General features: G+C 48.5%; 16 protein-coding genes. 2 read left to right on the top strand and 14 right to left on the bottom strand.

Annotated elements, in window-relative coordinates; genetic code table 11:
- Window positions 1-180 precede the first annotated feature (180 nt).
- From OCU43_RS07050 to OCU43_RS07015, 8 genes are all read right to left on the bottom strand, one after another.
- Window positions 181-1,560: an L-serine ammonia-lyase gene (locus OCU43_RS07050; RefSeq protein WP_091352752.1), complete on the bottom strand. Its 1,380-nt coding sequence runs from the start codon at window positions 1,558-1,560 to the stop codon at window positions 181-183.
- A 282-nt stretch (window positions 1,561-1,842) separates the two neighbouring features.
- The gene (purU, locus tag OCU43_RS07045; protein WP_091352748.1) at window positions 1,843-2,715 is read right to left on the bottom strand and encodes a formyltetrahydrofolate deformylase; all 873 of its coding nucleotides are present in this window, start codon (window positions 2,713-2,715) and stop codon (window positions 1,843-1,845) included.
- A gap of 114 nt (window positions 2,716-2,829) precedes the next feature.
- On the bottom strand, window positions 2,830-3,501 hold the full coding sequence (locus tag OCU43_RS07040; protein WP_091352744.1) for a sarcosine oxidase subunit gamma: 672 nt from the start codon (window positions 3,499-3,501) through the stop codon (window positions 2,830-2,832).
- Window positions 3,494-6,511, bottom strand: coding sequence for a sarcosine oxidase subunit alpha family protein (locus OCU43_RS07035; protein WP_091352741.1), 3,018 nt, complete (start codon window positions 6,509-6,511; stop codon window positions 3,494-3,496). The genes OCU43_RS07040 and OCU43_RS07035 overlap by 8 nt, the downstream gene beginning before the upstream one ends.
- A gap of 13 nt (window positions 6,512-6,524) precedes the next feature.
- Entirely contained in the window at window positions 6,525-6,809 is a 285-nt protein-coding gene (locus OCU43_RS07030; protein ID WP_091352739.1) for a sarcosine oxidase subunit delta, read from the bottom strand.
- A gap of 15 nt (window positions 6,810-6,824) precedes the next feature.
- The gene (locus tag OCU43_RS07025; RefSeq protein ID WP_091353855.1) at window positions 6,825-8,078 is read right to left on the bottom strand and encodes a sarcosine oxidase subunit beta family protein; all 1,254 of its coding nucleotides are present in this window, start codon (window positions 8,076-8,078) and stop codon (window positions 6,825-6,827) included.
- A gap of 121 nt (window positions 8,079-8,199) precedes the next feature.
- Complete coding sequence (gene glyA / locus OCU43_RS07020; protein WP_091353853.1) at window positions 8,200-9,462, bottom strand: serine hydroxymethyltransferase; 1,263 nt, start codon at window positions 9,460-9,462, stop codon at window positions 8,200-8,202.
- Between the two features lie 219 nt (window positions 9,463-9,681).
- Window positions 9,682-10,701, bottom strand: a complete 1,020-nt coding sequence (locus tag OCU43_RS07015; protein ID WP_245756486.1) for a GlxA family transcriptional regulator — start codon at window positions 10,699-10,701, stop codon at window positions 9,682-9,684.
- A gap of 320 nt (window positions 10,702-11,021) precedes the next feature.
- Here OCU43_RS07015 and OCU43_RS07010 point away from each other — a divergent pair, with 320 nt between their 5' ends.
- The gene (locus tag OCU43_RS07010) at window positions 11,022-11,918 is read left to right on the top strand and encodes a LysR substrate-binding domain-containing protein (protein ID WP_091352731.1); all 897 of its coding nucleotides are present in this window, start codon (window positions 11,022-11,024) and stop codon (window positions 11,916-11,918) included.
- A gap of 93 nt (window positions 11,919-12,011) precedes the next feature.
- Here the strand turns inward: OCU43_RS07010 and OCU43_RS07005 are convergent, their stop codons facing one another.
- The 6 genes from OCU43_RS07005 to OCU43_RS06980 all read right to left on the bottom strand — a co-directional run bounded on the left by OCU43_RS07005 (window position 12,012) and on the right by OCU43_RS06980 (window position 17,820).
- Window positions 12,012-12,545: a hypothetical protein gene (locus OCU43_RS07005; RefSeq protein WP_139203114.1), complete on the bottom strand. Its 534-nt coding sequence runs from the start codon at window positions 12,543-12,545 to the stop codon at window positions 12,012-12,014.
- 156 nt (window positions 12,546-12,701) lie between these two features.
- The gene (locus OCU43_RS07000) at window positions 12,702-13,469 is read right to left on the bottom strand and encodes a creatininase (protein ID WP_091352726.1); all 768 of its coding nucleotides are present in this window, start codon (window positions 13,467-13,469) and stop codon (window positions 12,702-12,704) included.
- 2 nt (window positions 13,470-13,471) lie between these two features.
- Window positions 13,472-15,070, bottom strand: coding sequence for a BCCT family transporter (locus OCU43_RS06995; RefSeq protein ID WP_091352723.1), 1,599 nt, complete (start codon window positions 15,068-15,070; stop codon window positions 13,472-13,474).
- 158 nt (window positions 15,071-15,228) lie between these two features.
- Window positions 15,229-16,440, bottom strand: coding sequence for a M24 family metallopeptidase (locus OCU43_RS06990; protein ID WP_091352720.1), 1,212 nt, complete (start codon window positions 16,438-16,440; stop codon window positions 15,229-15,231).
- 347 nt (window positions 16,441-16,787) lie between these two features.
- Window positions 16,788-17,120, bottom strand: coding sequence for a branched-chain amino acid transport AzlD family protein (locus OCU43_RS06985; protein ID WP_091352718.1), 333 nt, complete (start codon window positions 17,118-17,120; stop codon window positions 16,788-16,790).
- Window positions 17,113-17,820, bottom strand: coding sequence for an AzlC family ABC transporter permease (locus tag OCU43_RS06980; protein ID WP_091352715.1), 708 nt, complete (start codon window positions 17,818-17,820; stop codon window positions 17,113-17,115). The genes OCU43_RS06985 and OCU43_RS06980 overlap by 8 nt, the downstream gene beginning before the upstream one ends.
- 262 nt (window positions 17,821-18,082) lie before the next feature.
- On the opposite strand from OCU43_RS06980, the gene OCU43_RS06975 reads away from it, so the two are divergent.
- Window positions 18,083-19,129, top strand: coding sequence for a GlxA family transcriptional regulator (locus OCU43_RS06975; RefSeq protein WP_091352713.1), 1,047 nt, complete (start codon window positions 18,083-18,085; stop codon window positions 19,127-19,129).
- Window positions 19,130-19,680 lie beyond the last annotated feature (551 nt).

Genomic DNA, 19,680 nt, shown 5'->3' with positions numbered 1-19,680 from the left:
TTAGTTAGTCTCTAGAATCTGATTTCTTCAATCTGATCTCTTGAATCCGACTATACCTCAATCGGCCCGCCAGGGATTCAAAAACGCCATTTTAGTGATAAATGGCGTATATCTGAACCCTGTCTTTCAAAAAAACAGACGTGTAATAAAGAGATTATAGTGCATTAACTATCAATACCCTTAACACTCGATTGCGTTTACCGCCAAACCGCCGCGGGAGGTTTCCTTATATTTATCCTGCATATCCATACCGGTGTCGCGCATGGTTCTGATCACTTTGTCCAGCGAGATAAAGTGTTTACCATCGCCGCGCAGCGCCATCTGAGTGGCATTGATCGCTTTCATGGCACCAATAGCGTTGCGTTCAATACAGGGCACCTGCACCAGTCCACCCACCGGGTCACAGGTCAGACCCAGATTGTGTTCCAGACCGATCTCTGCAGCATTTTCTACCTGTTCAGGGGTGCCCCCCAATACTTCACAAAGACCTGCCGCCGCCATGGCACAGGCAGAGCCGACCTCTCCCTGACAGCCCACTTCTGCGCCGGAAATTGAAGCGTTTTTCTTACACAGGGCGCCAATTGCCGCCGCCGCCAGCAGGAAATCGACAACGTTTTCCTCGGTCGCATTCGGGGTGAACTCGGTGTAATACATCAATACCGCGGGAATAATACCTGCCGCGCCGTTAGTCGGTGCCGTAACCATCCGCCCACCGGCAGCATTTTCTTCATTCACAGCCAGTGCATACAGGTTCACCCAATCCATCGCTCCCAGTGTGGAGGAGATAATATTGGGTTTAGTCGAACGGATCAGCGACTTGTGCAGCCCCATCGCCCGCCGTTTGACGTGCAAGCCCCCAGGCAGTATCCCTTCACTATGAAGACCGTTAGCGATGCACTCTTTCATCGCCGCCCAGATATCCATCAGTCCATCGCGAACCTCTTTCTCGCTGCGCCAGACCTTTTCGTTTTCCATCATCAACTGACTGACAGTGAACTTGTTCTCCTGACACAACGTCAGCAGTTCGACGGCATTATTAAACTCATAGGGCAGCTCAACCTGGGGGACCACATGAGCATCTGCAGTTGCTTCACTTTCATCGATGACAAACCCACCACCGATGGAATAATACACATTGTCATACAGCAGATTATCATCGGCGTCGAATGCACTCAGACGCATTGCGTTCGGATGGTAGGGAAGGTTCTCCTCCAGCAGATTCATATCCCGCTGCCAGATAAAGCTGATCGGGAACTGCCCCAACAGATTGAGGGTGTTGCTCTCTTTTACTGCGGCAACCGCAGGCAGAATCATCTGTGGGTCAATGCTATGGGGTCTCTCCCCCATCAGGCCGACAATAACTGAGTTATCTGTTCCGTGTCCCACGCCTGTGGCGCTCAGAGAGCCATACAGATCAACCCGGATCTGCACAACCGCCTGAGCCAGATTATGCTGTGCCAGATGGTCAGCAAAATTTGCTGCTGCAACCATCGGACCAACGGTATGGGAACTGGACGGACCGACGCCTATTTTAAAAAGATCAAAAACAGAGATAGACATAGAGTCTCCACCGCGCATTCTGAGCGCAGAAATTGATAGTAAAAGTCGATTATCAGCTTATATAAGTGTAGTTGTATGTCAGTTAACGACCTGAAATTTTCTTAAAACGATTAATATCGTTTTTGCAGGCTTATCGACTGAAAAAAGTAAGAAAAAGAGGCCAGTCAGGATGAGCCACACACTACATACCTCTCTGGAAGAGATAATCCTAACTGCCCTCGAAAAAGATACGCAACACAACAATTTGTGCTGCGTAAATCAGCGATAGAAAGGGGAACTTTATCAGCTGGAAAACACAATGGTACGTCCGCCATTGAGAAATACCCGCTTCTCAATGTGATAACGGATCGCGTTAAACAGGGTGACCCGCTCAACATCCTGCCCTTTGGAGATCAGATCCTCTGGATAAAATGCATGATCGACGGTCTGGATCCCCTGGGTAATAATCGGACCTTCGTCCAGATCATTATTGACGTAGTGAGCAGTGGCACCAACCATCTTAACCCCTTTCTCCCAGGCCTGATGATAAGGTCTCGCACCCTTAAAGCCCGGCAACAGGGAATGGTGAATATTGATCGCTTTACCATTCAACTGATCGCACATCCACGGGGACAGAACCTGCATGTAACGAGCCAGCACAACCAACTCGATATCGTACTGTTCCAGCAGCTTAACGATCTCTGCTTCCTGGTAGGGTTTGGTCTCCGGGGAGATCGGCAGATGGTGGTAAGGGATACCATGCCACTCAGCCAGATGCTCCAGATCAGGATGATTGGAGATAATCACCGGTACTTCAATATTCAACTGACCGGTGCGATAGCGGTACAGCAGATCGTTGAGACAGTGATCGTACTTAGACACCAGAATCGCCACGCGGGGACGGTGATCCGGCTTAGTCAGATCCCACTCCATGCCAAACTCTGCAGCTCTGGGCGCAAACTCGGCGTTAAATTTTTCCTCGCTAAACCCGTCCTTGATTGGCTGAAACTCAATACGGATAAAAAAGCGTTTAGAGACCCGATCATCAAATGAGTGGATCTCATCCACATAGTTACCCGCTTCAGCCATATAGCGGGTGACCACATCAACGGTACCCAGCATGCTTGGACAGCTGGCAGTAAAGATCCAGTGCTTTGGTTTTGTTGTATCTGTCATTTGAGGACTCCTGCTCTTATCTGCTGCATTGAATTGCGGCTAGCCGTCACAAACTCAACAGAAGCAAACGGATAAAGCCAGCCCCGGTCAGGGCTGGCATCTGGTTCAGTATAATCAGGCTTCGATCACCAGGCCGTACTCACGGCTGGCATCCTGCAACCAGAGCCAGATATAGTCCGCAAACGAACGACGGATAACCAACTCATAGCGCTGCTCACCAGAGCGGCGAATGACCGCCCCGCTCTTAGCAAACAAAGTCGAAACCACTTTCCCAACCGGGAACGCCTTAGGATGCAGATCCACCGGCGTAGACTTTTTCAGCACTTCAAGCACATTTGCACCGGACAGTTCCAGAACGGTCGATCCACCACTACTGTTTACCAGTGAATAGTGGCCCGGCATCTCGTCGCGGAACTTCGTTTCAATATCAAAGGTTTCCATCCCTGGCACCAGAATCAACCACTCATCCGGTGACATCCAGCGAATGGAGTAAGCACCGTTCTCAGCAGAAGTCAGAGGCTGAAGCGGCAAGGCAACACCCAATACACGCTCAACGGCTGCCAGTTGCTCGGCATTTTCTGCATTACAACGCAGGGTCAGATGGCCCAGCAGCTTTAGTTCACGCAGATGTACGCCACCAGTTTTAGGGCCTTTCTGTGCCAGGCTTTCCAGGTCCGCATGGTGCAGCGGAGACTGGCCCTGAATCTCAGGGCCGGGAACCTGATTCATTACTGCCGCTTTAGTGGCTGCGCTCTCTTCAGGAGTCATTACATTCAGATCAGACATTTTGACGCTCCCCTTTCGGATCAAAGAAGATCGGGCTGCAAATTTCAGCTTCAATCACAGTGCCATCAGCCTGTGGGTAGTAAACGGTTTCACCCATCTTATCCAGGCCGCCTTTAATAAAGCCCATCGCAATCGAGTGGCCCAGGTTTTCACTCCAGTAACTGGAGGTCACATGACCTTCTAAAGGCATCGGAACCGGCGCCTTCGGATCAAGTACCGCCTGAGAACCTTCCGGAATCACCTGCTTAGGATCTTTAGTTTTCAGACCGACCATCTGCTTACGGTTTTCACGGGTACAGTCACTCCGGTTCATACCACGCTTACCAATGTAACTGAACGGTTTCTGGTTAGATACACACCAGCCCATACCCAGGTCGTAAGGATGTACCGAACCATCGGTGTCCTGACCGGCGATAATGAAACCTTTTTCAGCCCGCAGAATATGCATGGTTTCAGTACCGTATGGCGTCAGGCCATATTTTTCACCCGCTTCATGCAGTTTTTCCCAGACATGCATACCGTAGTTCGCCTGAACGTTAATCTCAAACGACAGTTCGCCGGTAAAGGAGATACGGAACACCCGGGCAGGTACACCAGCCACAGTGATCTGTTTCCAGTCCATGTATTTAAAGTTTTCGTTGCTGACATCATAATCGGTCAGCTCAGCCAGCAGCTTACGGCTGTTCGGCCCGGTAATCGTCGCTGTCGACCAGTGATCGGTTACCGTATTGAAATACACTTCCAGTTCCGGCCACTCAGTCTGATGGTAGATTTCCAGCCACTCATACACATGTGCTGCACCACCGGTCGTGGTAGTCATGACGAAGTGGTTCTCGCCCAGACAGGCGGTAACACCATCATCAAATACCATGCCGTCTTCGCCACACATCAGACCATAACGACACTTACCTACCGCCAGCTTGGCCCAGGCATTCGTGTAAACCCGGCCCAGGAATTCACGCGCATCTTTACCCTGAATATCGATCTTACCCAGTGTTGATGCATCCAGAATACCGATAGAATTCCGTACCGCCAGACACTCACGATTCAGCGTCTGTTGCATGGTTTCCCCTGCTTTCGGGAAATACCATGGACGTTTCCACTGACCGACATCCTCAAACTCTGCACCGTGCTCAACATGCCACTTGTGCATCGCTGTGAAACGCTTCGGCTCAAACAGAGCACCGCTATGGCTGCCCGCAATAGCACCAAAAGCAATCGGCGTGTAGTTCGGACGGAAAACCGTGGTGCCGGTCTCAGGAATAGACTGGTTCAGCGCTTTCGCTGCCACTGCCATACCATTGATATTACCCAGTTTACCCTGATCAGTACCAAAACCCATCGCGGTATAACGCTTGACGTGCTCAATCGCTTCAAAGCCTTCACGACATGCAATCTCGATACCCGCAGCCGTAACATCGGTCTGATAATCGACAAACTGTTTCGGTGCCTGAGACGTTGGCTTCAGATGCGGAACATGGAACAGGCTCATTGGCGCTGCCACTTTAAGCATCTGCGCTTGCGGCAGAACCACTTCTGCGGCTGCCAGACCCACTTCAACCAACGCTTTCTGACCGGCGTCAAAACCCTCTCGCAGAGCGGCGGCAGTTTCATACTGACCGTTGATACCGCCGGCGGTCAGTTGCTTCTGTACCGTCTCGCCTGGCAGGAAGCCAACGATCTCTTCATTCCATACCGGACGACTACCGGTATGACAGGACAGGTGAATCACCGGACTCCAGCCACCGGAAGAGGCAACCGTATCGGCTTTCAGCTTAGTCACAGAACCGATCACTTTAGAGCCGGACGCACTGATCGCCGCCACAGACACACCCGTGACCCGTTTGCTGCCCTGCACTTCAATCACCGCAGAACCGGAAATAATATTCAGGCCTCGCTTGCGTGCTGCTTCGGTACGGTCACCGACCGCTGCTTCACGGGTATCGACGATAGCCACGACCTTACGACCCGCATCAGCCCAGTCCAGCGCTGCCTGATAACCATAGTCGTTGGTGGTCATTACGACCAGTTCATTACCCGGTACAACACCATAGCGATTGATGTAAGCAGAAACCGCACCAGACACCATACAGCCAGGCACATCGTTATTCGCGTAAACCAGTGGACGTTCATGAGCGCCAGTGGCCAGAACAACCCACTTAGCACGCACCCGATGCATCCGCTGACGCACCTGATTGACCGGCGCAATATCCGCCAGATGATCAGTACAACGCTCATGAATCGTGAGGAAGTTATGATCGTGATAGCCGTTCACGGTTGAACGCGGCAGCATCAGCACATCTTCATAGGTCCCCAGCTCTTCTACGACAGCGCGTACCCACTCAGCAGCAGGCTTGCCATCCAGTGTCTCTTTGCCATTCAGCAGGCTACCACCGAACTCATTCTGCTCGTCGGCAATAATCACACGGGCACCACCACGGGCAGCCGTCAGCGCCGCCGCAAGACCAGCAGGACCCGCACCCACTATCATCACATCACAGTGCTGATTAATGGAGTCATAACGATCCGGGTCACCTTCACGAGGTGCACGTCCGAGACCTGCAGCCTTACGAATCACTGATTCGTAGGTATGCCACATCGACTGTGGAAACATAAAGGTTTTGTAATAGAAACCCGGTGGCATCATATTGCCACCAACTTTACCCATCAGGCCCATGACGTCGGTGTCAACACTTGGCCAGCCATTGGTCGAAGCCGATACCAGGCCATCAAACAACTCTTGCTGAGTGGCACGTACGTTAGGCACCTGAGTCGCTTCAGTCGCGCCCAGCTGCAGCACCGCATTCGGTTCCTCTGCACCACAGGCGACAATCCCCCGCGGACGGCTGTATTTAAAACTTCGGGCAACAACGTTGATGCCGTTTGCCAGCATCGCAGATGCCAGCGTGTCGCCCTGAAAACCTTGATACTGCTTACCGTTATAGGTAAACGTCAGCGGCTTGGAACGGTCAATTCGACCTCCGCTGGTGAGGCGGTTCTGTTGTGTCATTATTCCGCTCCTGTTACTCAGCCACTACAGATGGCTGCTCGCCGATCTTGTAGACTTCTTTAATTTCATAGGTCTGGGTGTCGCGGGTCATATTGAAGAACTTACGACAACCGGCTGCGTGTACCCACAGTTCATGGTGAAGACCACGAGGGTTCTTCCGGAAAAACAGATATTCGCCCCACTCCTGATCGGAGCAGGCTTCCGGGTCTAGTGGACGCGCTATATGCGCCTGACCAGCGCAGTGAAACTCTTCTTCTTCGCGATATTCCGCACAGTGCGGGCAGTAGATATGCAACATGTTAATTAGCCCCTGTTAATGTGCTACACCGGCAGCGCCGTGTTCATCGATCAGTGCACCGGTATGGAAGCGCTGTATAGAGAAAGGCTCCGCAATCGGATGAGGTTTGCCATGTGCCAGCGTATGCGCGAACAGGTTACCGGAGCCCGGAGTCCCCTTAAATCCACCCGTACCCCAGCCACAGTTGAAGAACAGGTTCTTCACCGGCGTATCGGAAATAATCGGACTGGCATCAGGACAGGCGTCGACAATACCACCCCACTGACGGTTCATGCGCACGCGGCTGGTGCACGGGAACATCTCAACAATCGCCTGAAGCGTATGTTCGATAATGCCGTAAGAGCCACGCTGGCCGTAACCAACCCAGCCATCGATACCGGCACCAATCACCAGGTCACCCTTATCTGACTGGCTCATGTAACCGTGCACATGGTTAGACATCACAACCGTATCAAGGAAAGGCTTGATCGGTTCAGATACCAGCGCCTGCAGCGGGTGGGATTCAACCGGCAGTTGGAAACCGGCCATCTTAGCCAGCACACCACTGTTACCGGCCACTACGCAACCCACACGGTCAGCCTTGAGGACACCGTACTGCTTGGTTTTGACACCCGTAATCTTGCCGTCACTGATCTCCATATCAGTTACTTCGCAGTTCTGAATCAGATCGACACCCAGCGCATCGGCTGCACGGGCATATCCCCAGGCCACGGCATCATGACGGGCGTTACCGGCACGACGCTGCACAGACGCTCCCATAATCGGGTAACGGGCACCCTTAGAGCAATCGAGGGAGGGAATCTCTTTCTGCAGCTGTTCGGCATCAACCATTTCGTTGTCAATACCCTGCAACCTGTTGGCGGAAACCAGACGTTCGTTGGCACGCATATCCTGCAATGTGTGACAGGTATGGTATACGCCGCGCTGGGAGAACATAACGTTGTAGTTCAGTTCCTGCGCCAGACCTTCCCACAGTTTCATGGAATGCTCGTACAGAGCAGCGGACTCGTCCCACAGGTAGTTTGAACGCACAATAGTGGTGTTACGAGCAATGTTACCACCAGCCAGATGCCCCTTTTCCAGCACAGCCACGTTGGTGATACCGTGTTCTTTCGCCAGATAGTATGCAGTAGCCAGACCATGACCGCCGCCACCGATGATAATCACATCGTACTTCTTCTTCGGCGTAGGGTTACGCCAGACACGCTGCCAGTTCTCGTGATGACTCAGACTGTGTTTCAACAGTCCGAAACCAGAATATTGCTGCATATCATCAGCTCCAAAAATAGGGGCAACCATCGATAACTGGCTGCCGGGTGTTTAAATAAGTTTTTGCTACACCGACCTGCTTATCTGCAGACCGGTGACGAAACCATCTTTACTATAAGACTCAGCTATAAACCGGGAAGTCAGCACACAGCGCTTTAACCTGCTGCTGCACTTCAACGATCTTCGCTTCCAGCGCTTCTGGCTGATTCAGCACATCCAGCAGATCAGCAATCCAGCCTGCCAGCGTACGACACTGTTCTTCTTTAAAGCCACGGGTAGTCACAACCGGAGAACCGATACGCAGACCAGAAGTAACAAACGGTGACTGAGGGTCGCCCGGTACCGCATTCTTGTTAACCGTGATATTGGCACGACCCAATGCAGCATCTGCATCTTTACCGGTCAGCCCCTGCTTGATCAGGCTCAGCAGGAACAGGTGGTTTTTAGTGCCGCCAGAAACAATCTCGAAGCCACGCTCAACCAGCACTTCAGCCATCGCATTGGCATTTTTTACCACCTGCGCCTGATATTCTTTGAATTCAGGTTCCAGTGCTTCTTTGAAGGCAACCGCTTTAGCGGCGATCACATGCATCAGCGGGCCACCCTGACCACCTGGGAATACAGCAGAGTTAAGCTTCTTCTCCAGCTCGTTATCGCGGGAGATAATCAGACCACCACGGGGACCACGCAGAGTTTTATGGGTAGTGGTAGTGACAACATCAGCGAAAGGCACAGGATTCGGATAAAGACCCGCAGCTACCAGACCAGCAACGTGAGCCATATCCACAAACAGATAAGCACCAACTTTATCAGCGATTTCGCGGAAGCGAGCCCAGTCAACAATCTGAGAGTAAGCAGAGAAACCTGCAACGATCATTTTAGGCTTGTGCTCAACCGCCAGCGCTTCAACCTGATCGTAGTCGATCTCGCCGGTCGCTTCGTTCAGACCGTACTGAACAGCGTTGTAGATCTTCCCGGAAAAGTTCACATGAGAACCGTGGGTCAGGTGACCACCATGGGCCAGACTCATCCCCAGAACGGTATCACCCGGCTCGCACAGCGCCATGTAAACGGCCGCGTTTGCCTGAGAACCAGAGTGTGGCTGCACGTTGGCATAAACAGCACCAAACAGCTCTTTAGCACGATCCAGCGCCAGTTGCTCAACCACATCCACATATTCACAACCGCCGTAGTAACGCTTTTCAGGATAGCCTTCAGCGTACTTATTGGTCAGTACAGATCCTTGCGCCTGCATCACCCGGGGACTGGTATAGTTTTCAGAAGCGATCAGTTCGATATGCTCTTCCTGACGCACCTCCTCTTTGCAGATCGCATTCCACAATACATCATCATATCCCTGGATCAGGTCTTGTTTCTTAAACATCTGTACCTCCGCACCAAACCGGGTCTGGCGAGTCATCTCTGTTATCGTTATTAAGGTTGCTTCTGACACCACAGCAATAGCCACACGCCAGAAGCATTTTTCATGAGTTTGATAGTAGCGGGTCTGATAAACAGCCCTATGCTCGAACACGCCGGGTGTATGTCCAAATACGACAGGGGCCGAAAAAGTTCAGGAAGCGGCGCTTTACCTGCAACAGGATTAGCTTAGATTCTTTCTGAAGCGCTCCCTGAGCTGACTGGGTGACAAACCAAAATAATCTTTAAAGCAGTTGCTGAAATGACTTGATGTTACAAAACCAGAGGCTATTGCAACATCAGTGACTGAAGCGTTGCTCTGTAACAATAATCTGCGGGCATAAGTGACGCGCAGCTCCAGATAGTAACGCCCCGGAGATGTTTGCAAATAATTCTGAAACAGCCGTTCTATCTGCCTTCGCGAGATGCCTAAACACGCCACCAGATCATCCATACTTAACGGATCGTCAATGTTAGCCCGCATCAACTGAATAATCTCCAGCAGATTTTGTGGCATGACCGGATTTTCTTCGATACTCAGGAGTCTTGTATTACCCGGATCCACGACCTGATCACAACTGAGAATTTCCCGGATCGCCCGCATGATAGCCCGGCCTTTCAAGCGACCAATCAACTGCAACATCATCTCCAGCGCACTGGCCGGACCTGCACTGGTCACAACCTGTGACTCGATCTCTAATATATTTCCAGTGACAGATACTTTCTGAAAGCGCTCACGCATAAACGCATGATTATCAGGATGAAGTGCACAGTTGAGGTTATCCATCAAACCTGCATACGCCAGCGGAATAGCTCCGTTCCAGATTCCCGCAAAAATAATGTCGTTCTTTGCCGCTGATCTTAATATGTTGCTTAACTGATGATTTTCAGTCATTGAGCAGCGATATCCGCCACACAGAACAATCAGATCATATTTATCCAGACGACATGATTTAAGATCACTCAGTCCGCCATCCGTTGAGATCTCTATGCCCAGATCACTTCTGACCGTTGCATCACCTGCCGCATAGGTTTCAAAACTAAATAATGGTCCAGTGTGTACCAGATTCGCAGTCACTAAAGCATCCACAGCAGCAGTAAAGGACAACATCGAAAAGTGCTCTGGAAGAATAAAACAGACTCTTCGTATCTGAGTATCAACCTCGTCAAAAGGCAAAAAAGCTCTGTTAGCTTCCCGCCACAAGTGACTAAATTCTTTTTTGTTTTCCTGCGCTACAGACCTGAAAGCTCCTGGCAGGACTGTTTCTGTACTATCGGTATGATCAATATGCTTCAGCATTATTCTTATTCTCCATATCAGCACCCCGGCATCTCTTACGCTTAGAGCCAGAATGTAAGCACTGCTCTTCTAGGTTCAGTGCGTAGATCTCCCATGTTAAAAATCACACCAGCATAAGTCGAAGCAATAGTTTTAATAACAGCATTTGCATTACTTATGACTTATGGCGTAGAGTTCTTTTTAAGAACACCTCCTGTATAACAACCAAGCTTAGGCCTGACACAATGAAAAACTTGCCGATGGATCTACTGAGAACTTTTGTTACCATCAAAGATCTGGGTGGTTTCACTCACGCGGGTGAAATATTAGGTCGATCCCAACCCGCCATCAGCTTGCAGGTAAAACGTCTCGAAGAGCTACTGAACATCCAGCTTTTCAACCGGGCGGGCGGGTTAAAGCTCACAGAAGAGGGCCACCTGCTTTATGAATACGCCTGCAAAATTCTGGCGATGAATGACACTGTTGTTTCAAGGCTGGCAGCCCCTTCTGTCAGTGGTTCGGTACGCTTAGGCACCCCAAACGATTTTGAAGTATCCTTCCTCCCGGTATTATTATCAAAATTTTCTCAGTCTTATCCCAACATTACTCTAGATGTTATTTCTGACCTCAGTATCAACCTGCGGGAAGACTATAAAAAAGGGACTTATGATCTGGTTATGTCAATGGATGAATATCCAGAGCACAATTTTGAAGAAGACAACTTCATAGTTGAAAGCCTTTCATGGATAGCAAATCCCGGTTTCTCAATTAATAAAGATCAACCTATTCCTCTTGTTCTCTATCCAGAGGGGTGCATATATCGTAAGTACATTACCACAGCACTTAATAAAGCCAATATTCCCTGGCGGGTTATGTATTGCTCATCAAGCCTTTTAGGCATTCAGTCTGCTATCAAAGCTGGCTTAGGCATTAGCGCACTGGTTTTGAATACTATTCCTGATTTTTTTCGTGCTGCACACAACTTTAATGAGCTTCCAAAATTGGGCAAAGTAACTATTGGCTTAAACTATGATAATGCAAATCCAACGCCGGCAGTTGCCTTGTTACTCGACTCGTTACGTCAAGGACTAAAACAAAACCAACCTTATCAGGTACCACTTTCACCATTCCTTCAAAATTGAAATAATCTACCAACCAAGCACCAAAACAAAAAACACCGGCAACCCTTTCATAAAAACAACTAAACAATCCATAAAGTAGAAACAGCATTACAACTAGTAATTAACACAGCCTTTAATCCTGTCTATAGAAAATTCAATCTTCAGGTTGGGTGATAAACGTTGAATTGCTACTATTAAATTCATTTCAACAATAGGCCGTGTCAATCGAATCCTGATTTTAGAAGTAAACGATGTATCTCTATTCAAAAAACTTCTCGAATGATATTGATTAAGGTATTCAACAACTCCTCCATGACTCTCTAGAATATTTCGAATATCATGATCAAGCCCAAAACGATATCGTCCCTTTATATTCAGAATCATACAGTCAGAAAAATTAGAGTACTCACTATCGATATCATTAACGATAATATCAAGACCTTTAGCTGAATACTCTTCAAACATTTTACGAGCATACGATACATAAGCCATTGGCAAACGAACAGTGTACATCGTTGAAACATGCCCAGCGACAATAGTCTCTTGACTATTAAGAAAAACCCCTTCCATCAAAGCAATAGTCTCAACGAACTTATATTGAAGTTCAGGATTATCTCTACCCATCGTAGTTATTAACCAATTTTTCATAATCACTCGAGAACCTAAAACCCAAAAAAAATAAACGGAGTAATGTTAAAACATCGATAATTGACACAGCATACTTATCTTTAGTGAAAGATAAGCGAAAAAAGGCAATGTTCCGATGGTAAATTACTAATATTCACAACCGGAACATAAATTCAGTTAGTCTGAAAATTGCATTTGGATACTAGAGGAGATCCCCTTAACACAGACATCCATGAGTAGCTTGCCACTTTCCGCTGTTGCCTTACGAGCTGAAGAAAGAGTTCCATGTGATGGAACCCAGCCTCGATCTGAAGGAAAAATATCATATGGGGGAAAAGTTGCAGGAGCCTGATCAATAACTTTATCCATATTAACCAGCTCAGGATGCAGATGCAGCATCAGCGACGTTTCTAAAACGCCGCCATGCTCAACATCCCAACCAGTAAACCCATCAGGAAAAACTTGCTCAATGGTATCCTGATTTACATAATCCCAATATGACAACAACATCACATTAGCATCAATACCATCATGACGAAGGCGTTCAAGTGCCAGATCAATACCCTCGACAATGAACATCGAATTCTCATAATGACCATTGACCAGTACAAACTTTCGGTTACCATGCCGAGCGTATGCGACGACCACATCCCTGATCATATCAATCAACGTCTTACCATCGATACAGGTTGTACCTGGGAAAAAATTCCCTCCACCTGACTTCACCTGAGACTTGTAACCATAAGAGATTGGATGTGCTACCAGTGCATTAACAAGCTGCTCTGCAACACTGCAAGAAATAGCTTCAGGAATTAATACATCAGGATTCATTGACATATGAGGACCATGTTGCTCTATTGCGCCTATGGGAAGCAGAATAACGGCTTCACCATTAGCTACACGTGACTCATAAGTTTTCCAGTCGAGATCTGCCAGTTTCACCATCGTTAAACTCCTCTTTCAGTCATTACGACACTATATGATTCTTGTTTCAATCGGGATTCTTCCCTTACACCTTTAGCAAGTGCAAAACACATAAGCACCATCAACAATGAAAAAGGTAGAGCTGCAGTTATTGAAGCCGTCTGCAAAGTACTCAGTGCCGCGCTTCCTCCTGTGACCAACAATACCGCAGCCATTGCTCCCTGAATAACCCCCCAGATAAGACGGTGGCGTTTCAGCGGATGTTCTTCCCCTTCACTCATAATAGTTGTGAGCACCAAAGTTCCAGAATCAGAAGATGTTATAAAGTAGGTAGAAACCAACAGCGTTCCGCCAATAGTCGCTAAGTACCCTATAGTTCCTGCGTCCATCGCGGCAATTGTCGCGTACAGAGCATCAGCGACATTATTCTTAACTATGTCCGCAATCCCTCCTGGTCCAATCAGATCAATGTTCAGCGCCGTCCCGCCATAAGCCGCCAACCAGACAAATGATAATAAGGAAGAAACCCCGACAACACCGAAGATAAACTCTCTGATCGTACGCCCGCGTGAGACCCTGGCGATGAAGACTCCAACAAAGGGGGCCCAAGACATCCACCATCCCCAGTAGAAGACACTCCACCAACCTTGCCACATACTCTTCCATGTTGCATCTGCATCTCCCCATGACTGGGTTTGAGGCTCAATATAAACATTCATTGGGATAAGGTTAACCATGTAATCTATAGAAGCACTAACCAGAAGTTTAACAATATAAACGGTAGGTCCCAGCAACAGAAAAAATGCCAGCAATACAAAGGTAAGCCACATGTTAGCAACTGACAGGTACTTTATTCCCCGCTTTAAACCCGTTAGAACAGAGACCAGAGCACATGCACTAATCACAACAATCAAAACTAACTGGACTTTGATATTCTGGGGGATATCCCAGATTGCACTCAGCCCCGCATTAATCTGTTGCACCCCCAAGCCCAAGGAAGTTGCTATGCCAAATAAAGTGGCAAATACTGCAATGACATCAACAGCCACACCAATCCAACCATTCACCTTTTCACCCAGTAAAGGATAAAGTGTATAACGAATGCTTAGCGGCTTTTTAAGTCTGTAGCAAACAAATGCTAAAGATACTCCAACCACACAATAGATTGCCCAGGCGTTTAGTCCCCAGTGGAAAAAAGCCACCTTCATAGCATCTTCAGCCGCCCTGGTTGTACCAATATCTTCACCAAAAGGAGTACCACTAGAGAAATGATACATTGGTTCCGCGATAGACCAGAATATTATTCCAATCCCCTGCCCTGCAGCATATAACATGGCAAACCAGGCAAAATAGCCAAATTCCGGGCGTTCATTATCGTCTCCTAAACGAATTTTCCCATGACGACTAAATGCTAGCCATGTACAGAATGCCAGGAAAAAAGCTGTCAGCCCTACATACCAGGCATTTGCTGACAAAGTTATAAAAGTACGGGTTTGATCAATCAGAGCTGCTGACTGCTGAGGCGATATAAGTGTATATAGCGTAAATGCTGTAGCGACGGCTATAGAAATAAAGACAATATAAGGATTAACTCCTTTCATTGGCCCACTAGTAATAATCATTTTAGAACCCTCGTTGGACCTTATATTTAGGTCCTTTTTATTCTTATTAGAAAGACCCGCTGTCTAACATAACCAATGCTCAAATAAATCAGTTTAAGGTTCAAAACATTTATTCAGAACCTGAATTGATAAACAGCGGACGAGTACTACACTAAAAATCAGGATTTAACGATGTTATGTTCCGGACCGAACGGGAACTTAGTGATGTTTTCAACACTGTCTTCTCCGACTACAAGAATGTCGTGTTCACGGTAACCACCGGCACCCGCGAGTCCTTCAGGTAGCATCAGCATCGGCTCCATAGATACCACCATGCCCGGCTCAATGACGGTATCGATATCTTCCCTCAACTCCAGACCTGCTTCACGACCATAATAATGGCTCAGAGTCCCGAAGGAGTGGCCATAACCAAAAGTCCGATACTGCAGGACATCGTGCTCCAGGAATATCTCATTCAGTTCAGCAGCAATATCGCAGCAGCGGGCTCCTGGGCGAATCAGTTCCAGTCCGCGACGATGCACCTTACAGTTGATCTCCCACAGTTCCAGGTGACGATCTGAAGCAAACTCGCTGAACAAAGTACGTTCCAAAGCAGTGTAGTAACCTGCGATCATAGGGAAAGTGTTCAGGCTGAGGATATCGCCCGCTTCCACTTTGCGGCTGGTAACGGGATTATGTGCACCATCGGTGTTGATACCGGACTGGAACCAGACCCAGGTATCCATCAGCTCGCCATGGGGATAAGTGGCTGCGATCTCGCGCACCATCGCCTGCACGCCAGCCAGGGCAATTTCGTATTCAGGAACACCGACTGCAATCGCTTCACGAATAGCAGCACCACCAATATCAGCAACCCGTGCACCGTTTTTAATCACGGCGATCTCTTCCTCTGACTTGATCATGCGCATCTTCATAGTCGGCACGCCGATATCGGAAAAATCTGACGAAGGGAAAGCCGCTTTCATTTTTTCCAGGTTCTGCAACGGCATATGATCATATTCAACGCCGATGTTCGCGCCATCCTTTATGAGGTTTTTCAGGGCATAGAAGAAGTTGTCTTTCTGCCAGTCGGTATACACAACATTGTCACCTAACTGGTTGCGCCGATACGGCTGACCGCCATCAATATTCGCAGTGACGGTGGTATAGGAGTCCTGTGTAACAACCAGCCCATAGTCACGCCCAAAACGGCAATAAACAAAATCGCTGTAATAGTTAATATTATGGTAAGACGTAAACAGCACGGCCTCCAGATTACGTTCAGACATATACTGACGCAGTTTTGCCAGGCGGGCTCCCAGTTCCTCTTTTGAGAAAGTAGGCCTTACCTTTTCACCATTAGGGATCGACAAAGTTTGTGGCATCTGCATATTTAAAATCCTCTTATTTTTAATTTTATACGTATGACCTAAGACGCTTTTGCTGGTCTGAAGGTGATATCAGCAAGTTATTGGATGCTGTGAAATCAGATTAACCGTCACCAGGACATAATAGAAATCAATAGTTCTTATACAAACATTTACAATACAAATGACTCGCTATCATGTTCATCTAAGAGGATTTGTAGATATATCAAAGGAGAGAAAAGCACTTACAACAGAGCTTATCTCTAGCTCCGATTAACGATGTGAGGAAAGCTTTGGGCTTTATACATACAGAAACCTGACCGCCAGCAAGTGGCACACTCCTTCCCTGCAGCCCGACAGATCAAACGTGTCTAACCACTGATAAACCGCAATACCCAGAGACACAGCATACCGCCCATGACCGGCCAGAACACACTGCGGCTAAACTTAGCGATCAGAATCGCCACCAGGGCCGCCAGCAACTGAAAAGAATCAACCTGATATGCTGTCAGTGGCCGGGTAAAGATGATTGCGGGAATACACAGCGCCGCCAGAATCGCCGGGGGCAGTAACATCAGAATATGCTTGCTACGGGCGATCAGCGCTTCGGCGCTGCCATGCAACTGAATAAACGACAGCCGTATCAGAAAGGTGCCCAGCCCGACGGCAAAAAACAGCAACCAGAGCTGCAGATTCTCACTCATCAGAGGACGCCCCCTTCTTCAGCAACCCGGGCAACAGCAGACCAGCAGAGACACCGGCCACCACCGCCACAATAAATCCGGTATTAAAAGGTAACTGTTGGAACAGCACCGCACAACTACCGGAAATAATCGCCACCATAAACAATAACCGACTGGTAATGGTAGTCACCAGCATCGCCAGAAAGGCCAGAGGGATGGTGAACTCAAGTGACCAGCCCGGCGGGATTCCGGCACCCAGCACAATACCCAGCAGAACCGAGATCATCCAGGTGACATACAAAGCCAGGGTCGCCCCGGCCAGATACCAGATACGTTCTGCCGTGTTTTTTTGCATCTGCTCAGGCATTGAACAGAGTCCGTAGGTCTGATCCGACAGCATATAGGCCAGGGTAAAGCGATACCGTTTGGGCAACGGCCCCAACAACGGTGCAAAGGTGGCACTATAGATGGAAAACCGCAGATTGATCACCATAGCGGTTGCCAGAATAATGACAAATGGCGCGTTATCCTGAATCAGAGAGTAAGCAGCCAGCTGAGCAGATCCGGCAAAAAACAGCGCCGTCATCCCCATCACCATCTCCGGGCTCATCCCCAGCGATATACCGGTTGCCCCAACAATCATGCCAAACGGGGCCGCCCCGGATACCAGTGGCAACAGATCCCTGACACCCAGCCAGAACTGCTGACGATAGTCCTTCAATTAATCTTTCCTTACGACAAAAACAGAACCCAAGCCCTGTCATTAAAGTTCATAAAACCATATAAAGACATTGGGCTACTGAAAAAATCAGAGGTAACATCAGACAATAATTTTACGGGACAGAGAACATAACAGCAGATACTTATAGCGGCAACGTTGTACACTTAACTTTTCAGGGATATTGTTCAACGGATCAACCTGCTACTGAAACAATCCCGCACGCTCAGCTCAACGGTATAGCCCGATAACCAGAGATTCAAACATGCACGACACCAGCAAAAAACGTGATTTCAGCTCAGCCATGCGCAGCAGTAACAGTTGTTATCTGTCTGCTGGGGTCGCACCGGACAAACCGGTCAAGGTCGGGTTTGTGCTGCTGGAACATTTTTCGATGATGGCTTTCACCGCGGCAGTCGATGCGCTGGTCACCACCAATCTGGTACGCACGGCGCCGCTGTTTGAGCACATTATTCTCGGCGTGGATTCGCGCAAAGTCCTGAGTGATCTGGGTATTGAGATCGCTACCAACACCACACTTGAGCATTTCACCATTGAGCACCGCGGCAACATCGATATTCTGATCGTCTGCGGTGGTTTTCGTTGCGACCTGAACGAAAATCCGCAACTGACTGAAACACTCAAAGCAGCCGATAAACTCGGTCTGACCCTTGGCGGTATCTGGAATGGCAGCGTTGCTATTGCTCATGCAGGTCTGTTAGATCAACAACGCTGCGCTGCGCATCCGGATAACCATGCGTATATCCGTGAGCAGTTTCCCCGGGTTGAAGTGGCTGATACCGCACTGGTCATCACAGAGCGATGTGTCACCTGCGCAGGCCCTGTCAGCGCACTGGAAATGATGTTAACCCTGATCCGAAAACAGTATGGCGGCGATATTGTCCGGGCAATCCGCGAGATTCTCAGTTGCGATCAGGTTGCCGAAAGCGGCGGTAAAATGAAGTTACAGGCCGGGGACGATCCCACCCACCCTGAGAATCTTCGTTCCCTGATGCAACTGATGAACAACAATATTGAAGAGCCTTTAACCCTGGAAGAGCTGACCGCCCACGTTGGTGTCTCCCGACGGCAGATGGAACGGCTGTTCCAGACCCATCTGGAAACCAGCCCTTCCCGTTATTATCTGGAACTGCGCATTACCCATGCCCGACGCCTGCTGCTGCAAACCAATGAAACCATCACCAATGTCGCTCTGGCCAGTGGCTTTGTCAGTACCAGTCACTTTAGTAACTGTTATAAGGATTATTTTGGCATGTCACCCAGCGCGGCACGCCAGAAACAGCACAGCTGAGTTCTGGCCGTTTTTCAACCCGCTCACTTAACCTTTTTACCTTTCTACCTACTTTCCCTTGCCCTACGCCCCTTTCCAAACGCACCTGGCTATTATCACCCTTCTGTATCAGACATTTTCGCCCCACCCTTCTGTGCTTCCATTCAGCAGCTACAACCAGTTAACAAACACCGGGGGCCGATGAGCCAAGAGCAACACTCAATGCCATGACCGATATTTCACCGGTTATGTTTACTGCCCGTTCACGCCAGAAATATATCTTTTTACGACACCACAGTAAACAAATGTATAAATTTCAACCAGAACAAAAATATTGAATTAATTGATGTAAATCAGACAGTTATAATAAGACACACAGAAAAATATAAAAAAACACTCTCTATAATCGCTGGCACCAGCCTTTAAGATTCTAAAAACGACACCGATCTTTTTTTGACATTTGCCTATAAAGTAGCCAGTATTATTTTTAATTAAACGATCAATTAATAAAAATCATCATGGCAGATGGCTCTTCATTGTCTCTCAGTGGCCAAGTTTATTTACGTCACTTT

It is taken from the genome of Amphritea atlantica (assembly GCF_024347255.1).
Lineage (GTDB): Bacteria > Pseudomonadota > Gammaproteobacteria > Pseudomonadales > Balneatricaceae > Amphritea > Amphritea atlantica.
This window is presented reverse-complemented; position numbering and strand designations above follow the sequence as displayed.

What these genes read in the sequence shown, in the direction of transcription:
- glyA (WP_091353853.1), bottom strand. Translation starts at nt 9,462, where the DNA reads ATGTTTAAGAAACAAGACCTGATCCAGGGATATGATGATGTATTGTGG.
- OCU43_RS06975 (WP_091352713.1), top strand. Translation starts at nt 18,083, where the DNA reads ATGCACGACACCAGCAAAAAACGTGATTTCAGCTCAGCCATGCGCAGC.
- OCU43_RS06990 (WP_091352720.1), bottom strand. Translation starts at nt 16,440, where the DNA reads ATGCAGATGCCACAAACTTTGTCGATCCCTAATGGTGAAAAGGTAAGG.
- OCU43_RS06995 (WP_091352723.1), bottom strand. Translation starts at nt 15,070, where the DNA reads ATGATTATTACTAGTGGGCCAATGAAAGGAGTTAATCCTTATATTGTC.
- OCU43_RS07040 (WP_091352744.1), bottom strand. Translation starts at nt 3,501, where the DNA reads ATGTCTGATCTGAATGTAATGACTCCTGAAGAGAGCGCAGCCACTAAA.
- OCU43_RS07035 (WP_091352741.1), bottom strand. Translation starts at nt 6,511, where the DNA reads ATGACACAACAGAACCGCCTCACCAGCGGAGGTCGAATTGACCGTTCC.
- OCU43_RS06985 (WP_091352718.1), bottom strand. Translation starts at nt 17,120, where the DNA reads ATGAGTGAGAATCTGCAGCTCTGGTTGCTGTTTTTTGCCGTCGGGCTG.
- OCU43_RS07005 (WP_139203114.1), bottom strand. Translation starts at nt 12,545, where the DNA reads ATGAAAAATTGGTTAATAACTACGATGGGTAGAGATAATCCTGAACTT.
- OCU43_RS07025 (WP_091353855.1), bottom strand. Translation starts at nt 8,078, where the DNA reads ATGCAGCAATATTCTGGTTTCGGACTGTTGAAACACAGTCTGAGTCAT.
- OCU43_RS07030 (WP_091352739.1), bottom strand. Translation starts at nt 6,809, where the DNA reads ATGTTGCATATCTACTGCCCGCACTGTGCGGAATATCGCGAAGAAGAA.
- purU (WP_091352748.1), bottom strand. Translation starts at nt 2,715, where the DNA reads ATGACAGATACAACAAAACCAAAGCACTGGATCTTTACTGCCAGCTGT.
- OCU43_RS07050 (WP_091352752.1), bottom strand. Translation starts at nt 1,560, where the DNA reads ATGTCTATCTCTGTTTTTGATCTTTTTAAAATAGGCGTCGGTCCGTCC.
- OCU43_RS07000 (WP_091352726.1), bottom strand. Translation starts at nt 13,469, where the DNA reads ATGGTGAAACTGGCAGATCTCGACTGGAAAACTTATGAGTCACGTGTA.
- OCU43_RS07010 (WP_091352731.1), top strand. Translation starts at nt 11,022, where the DNA reads ATGAAAAACTTGCCGATGGATCTACTGAGAACTTTTGTTACCATCAAA.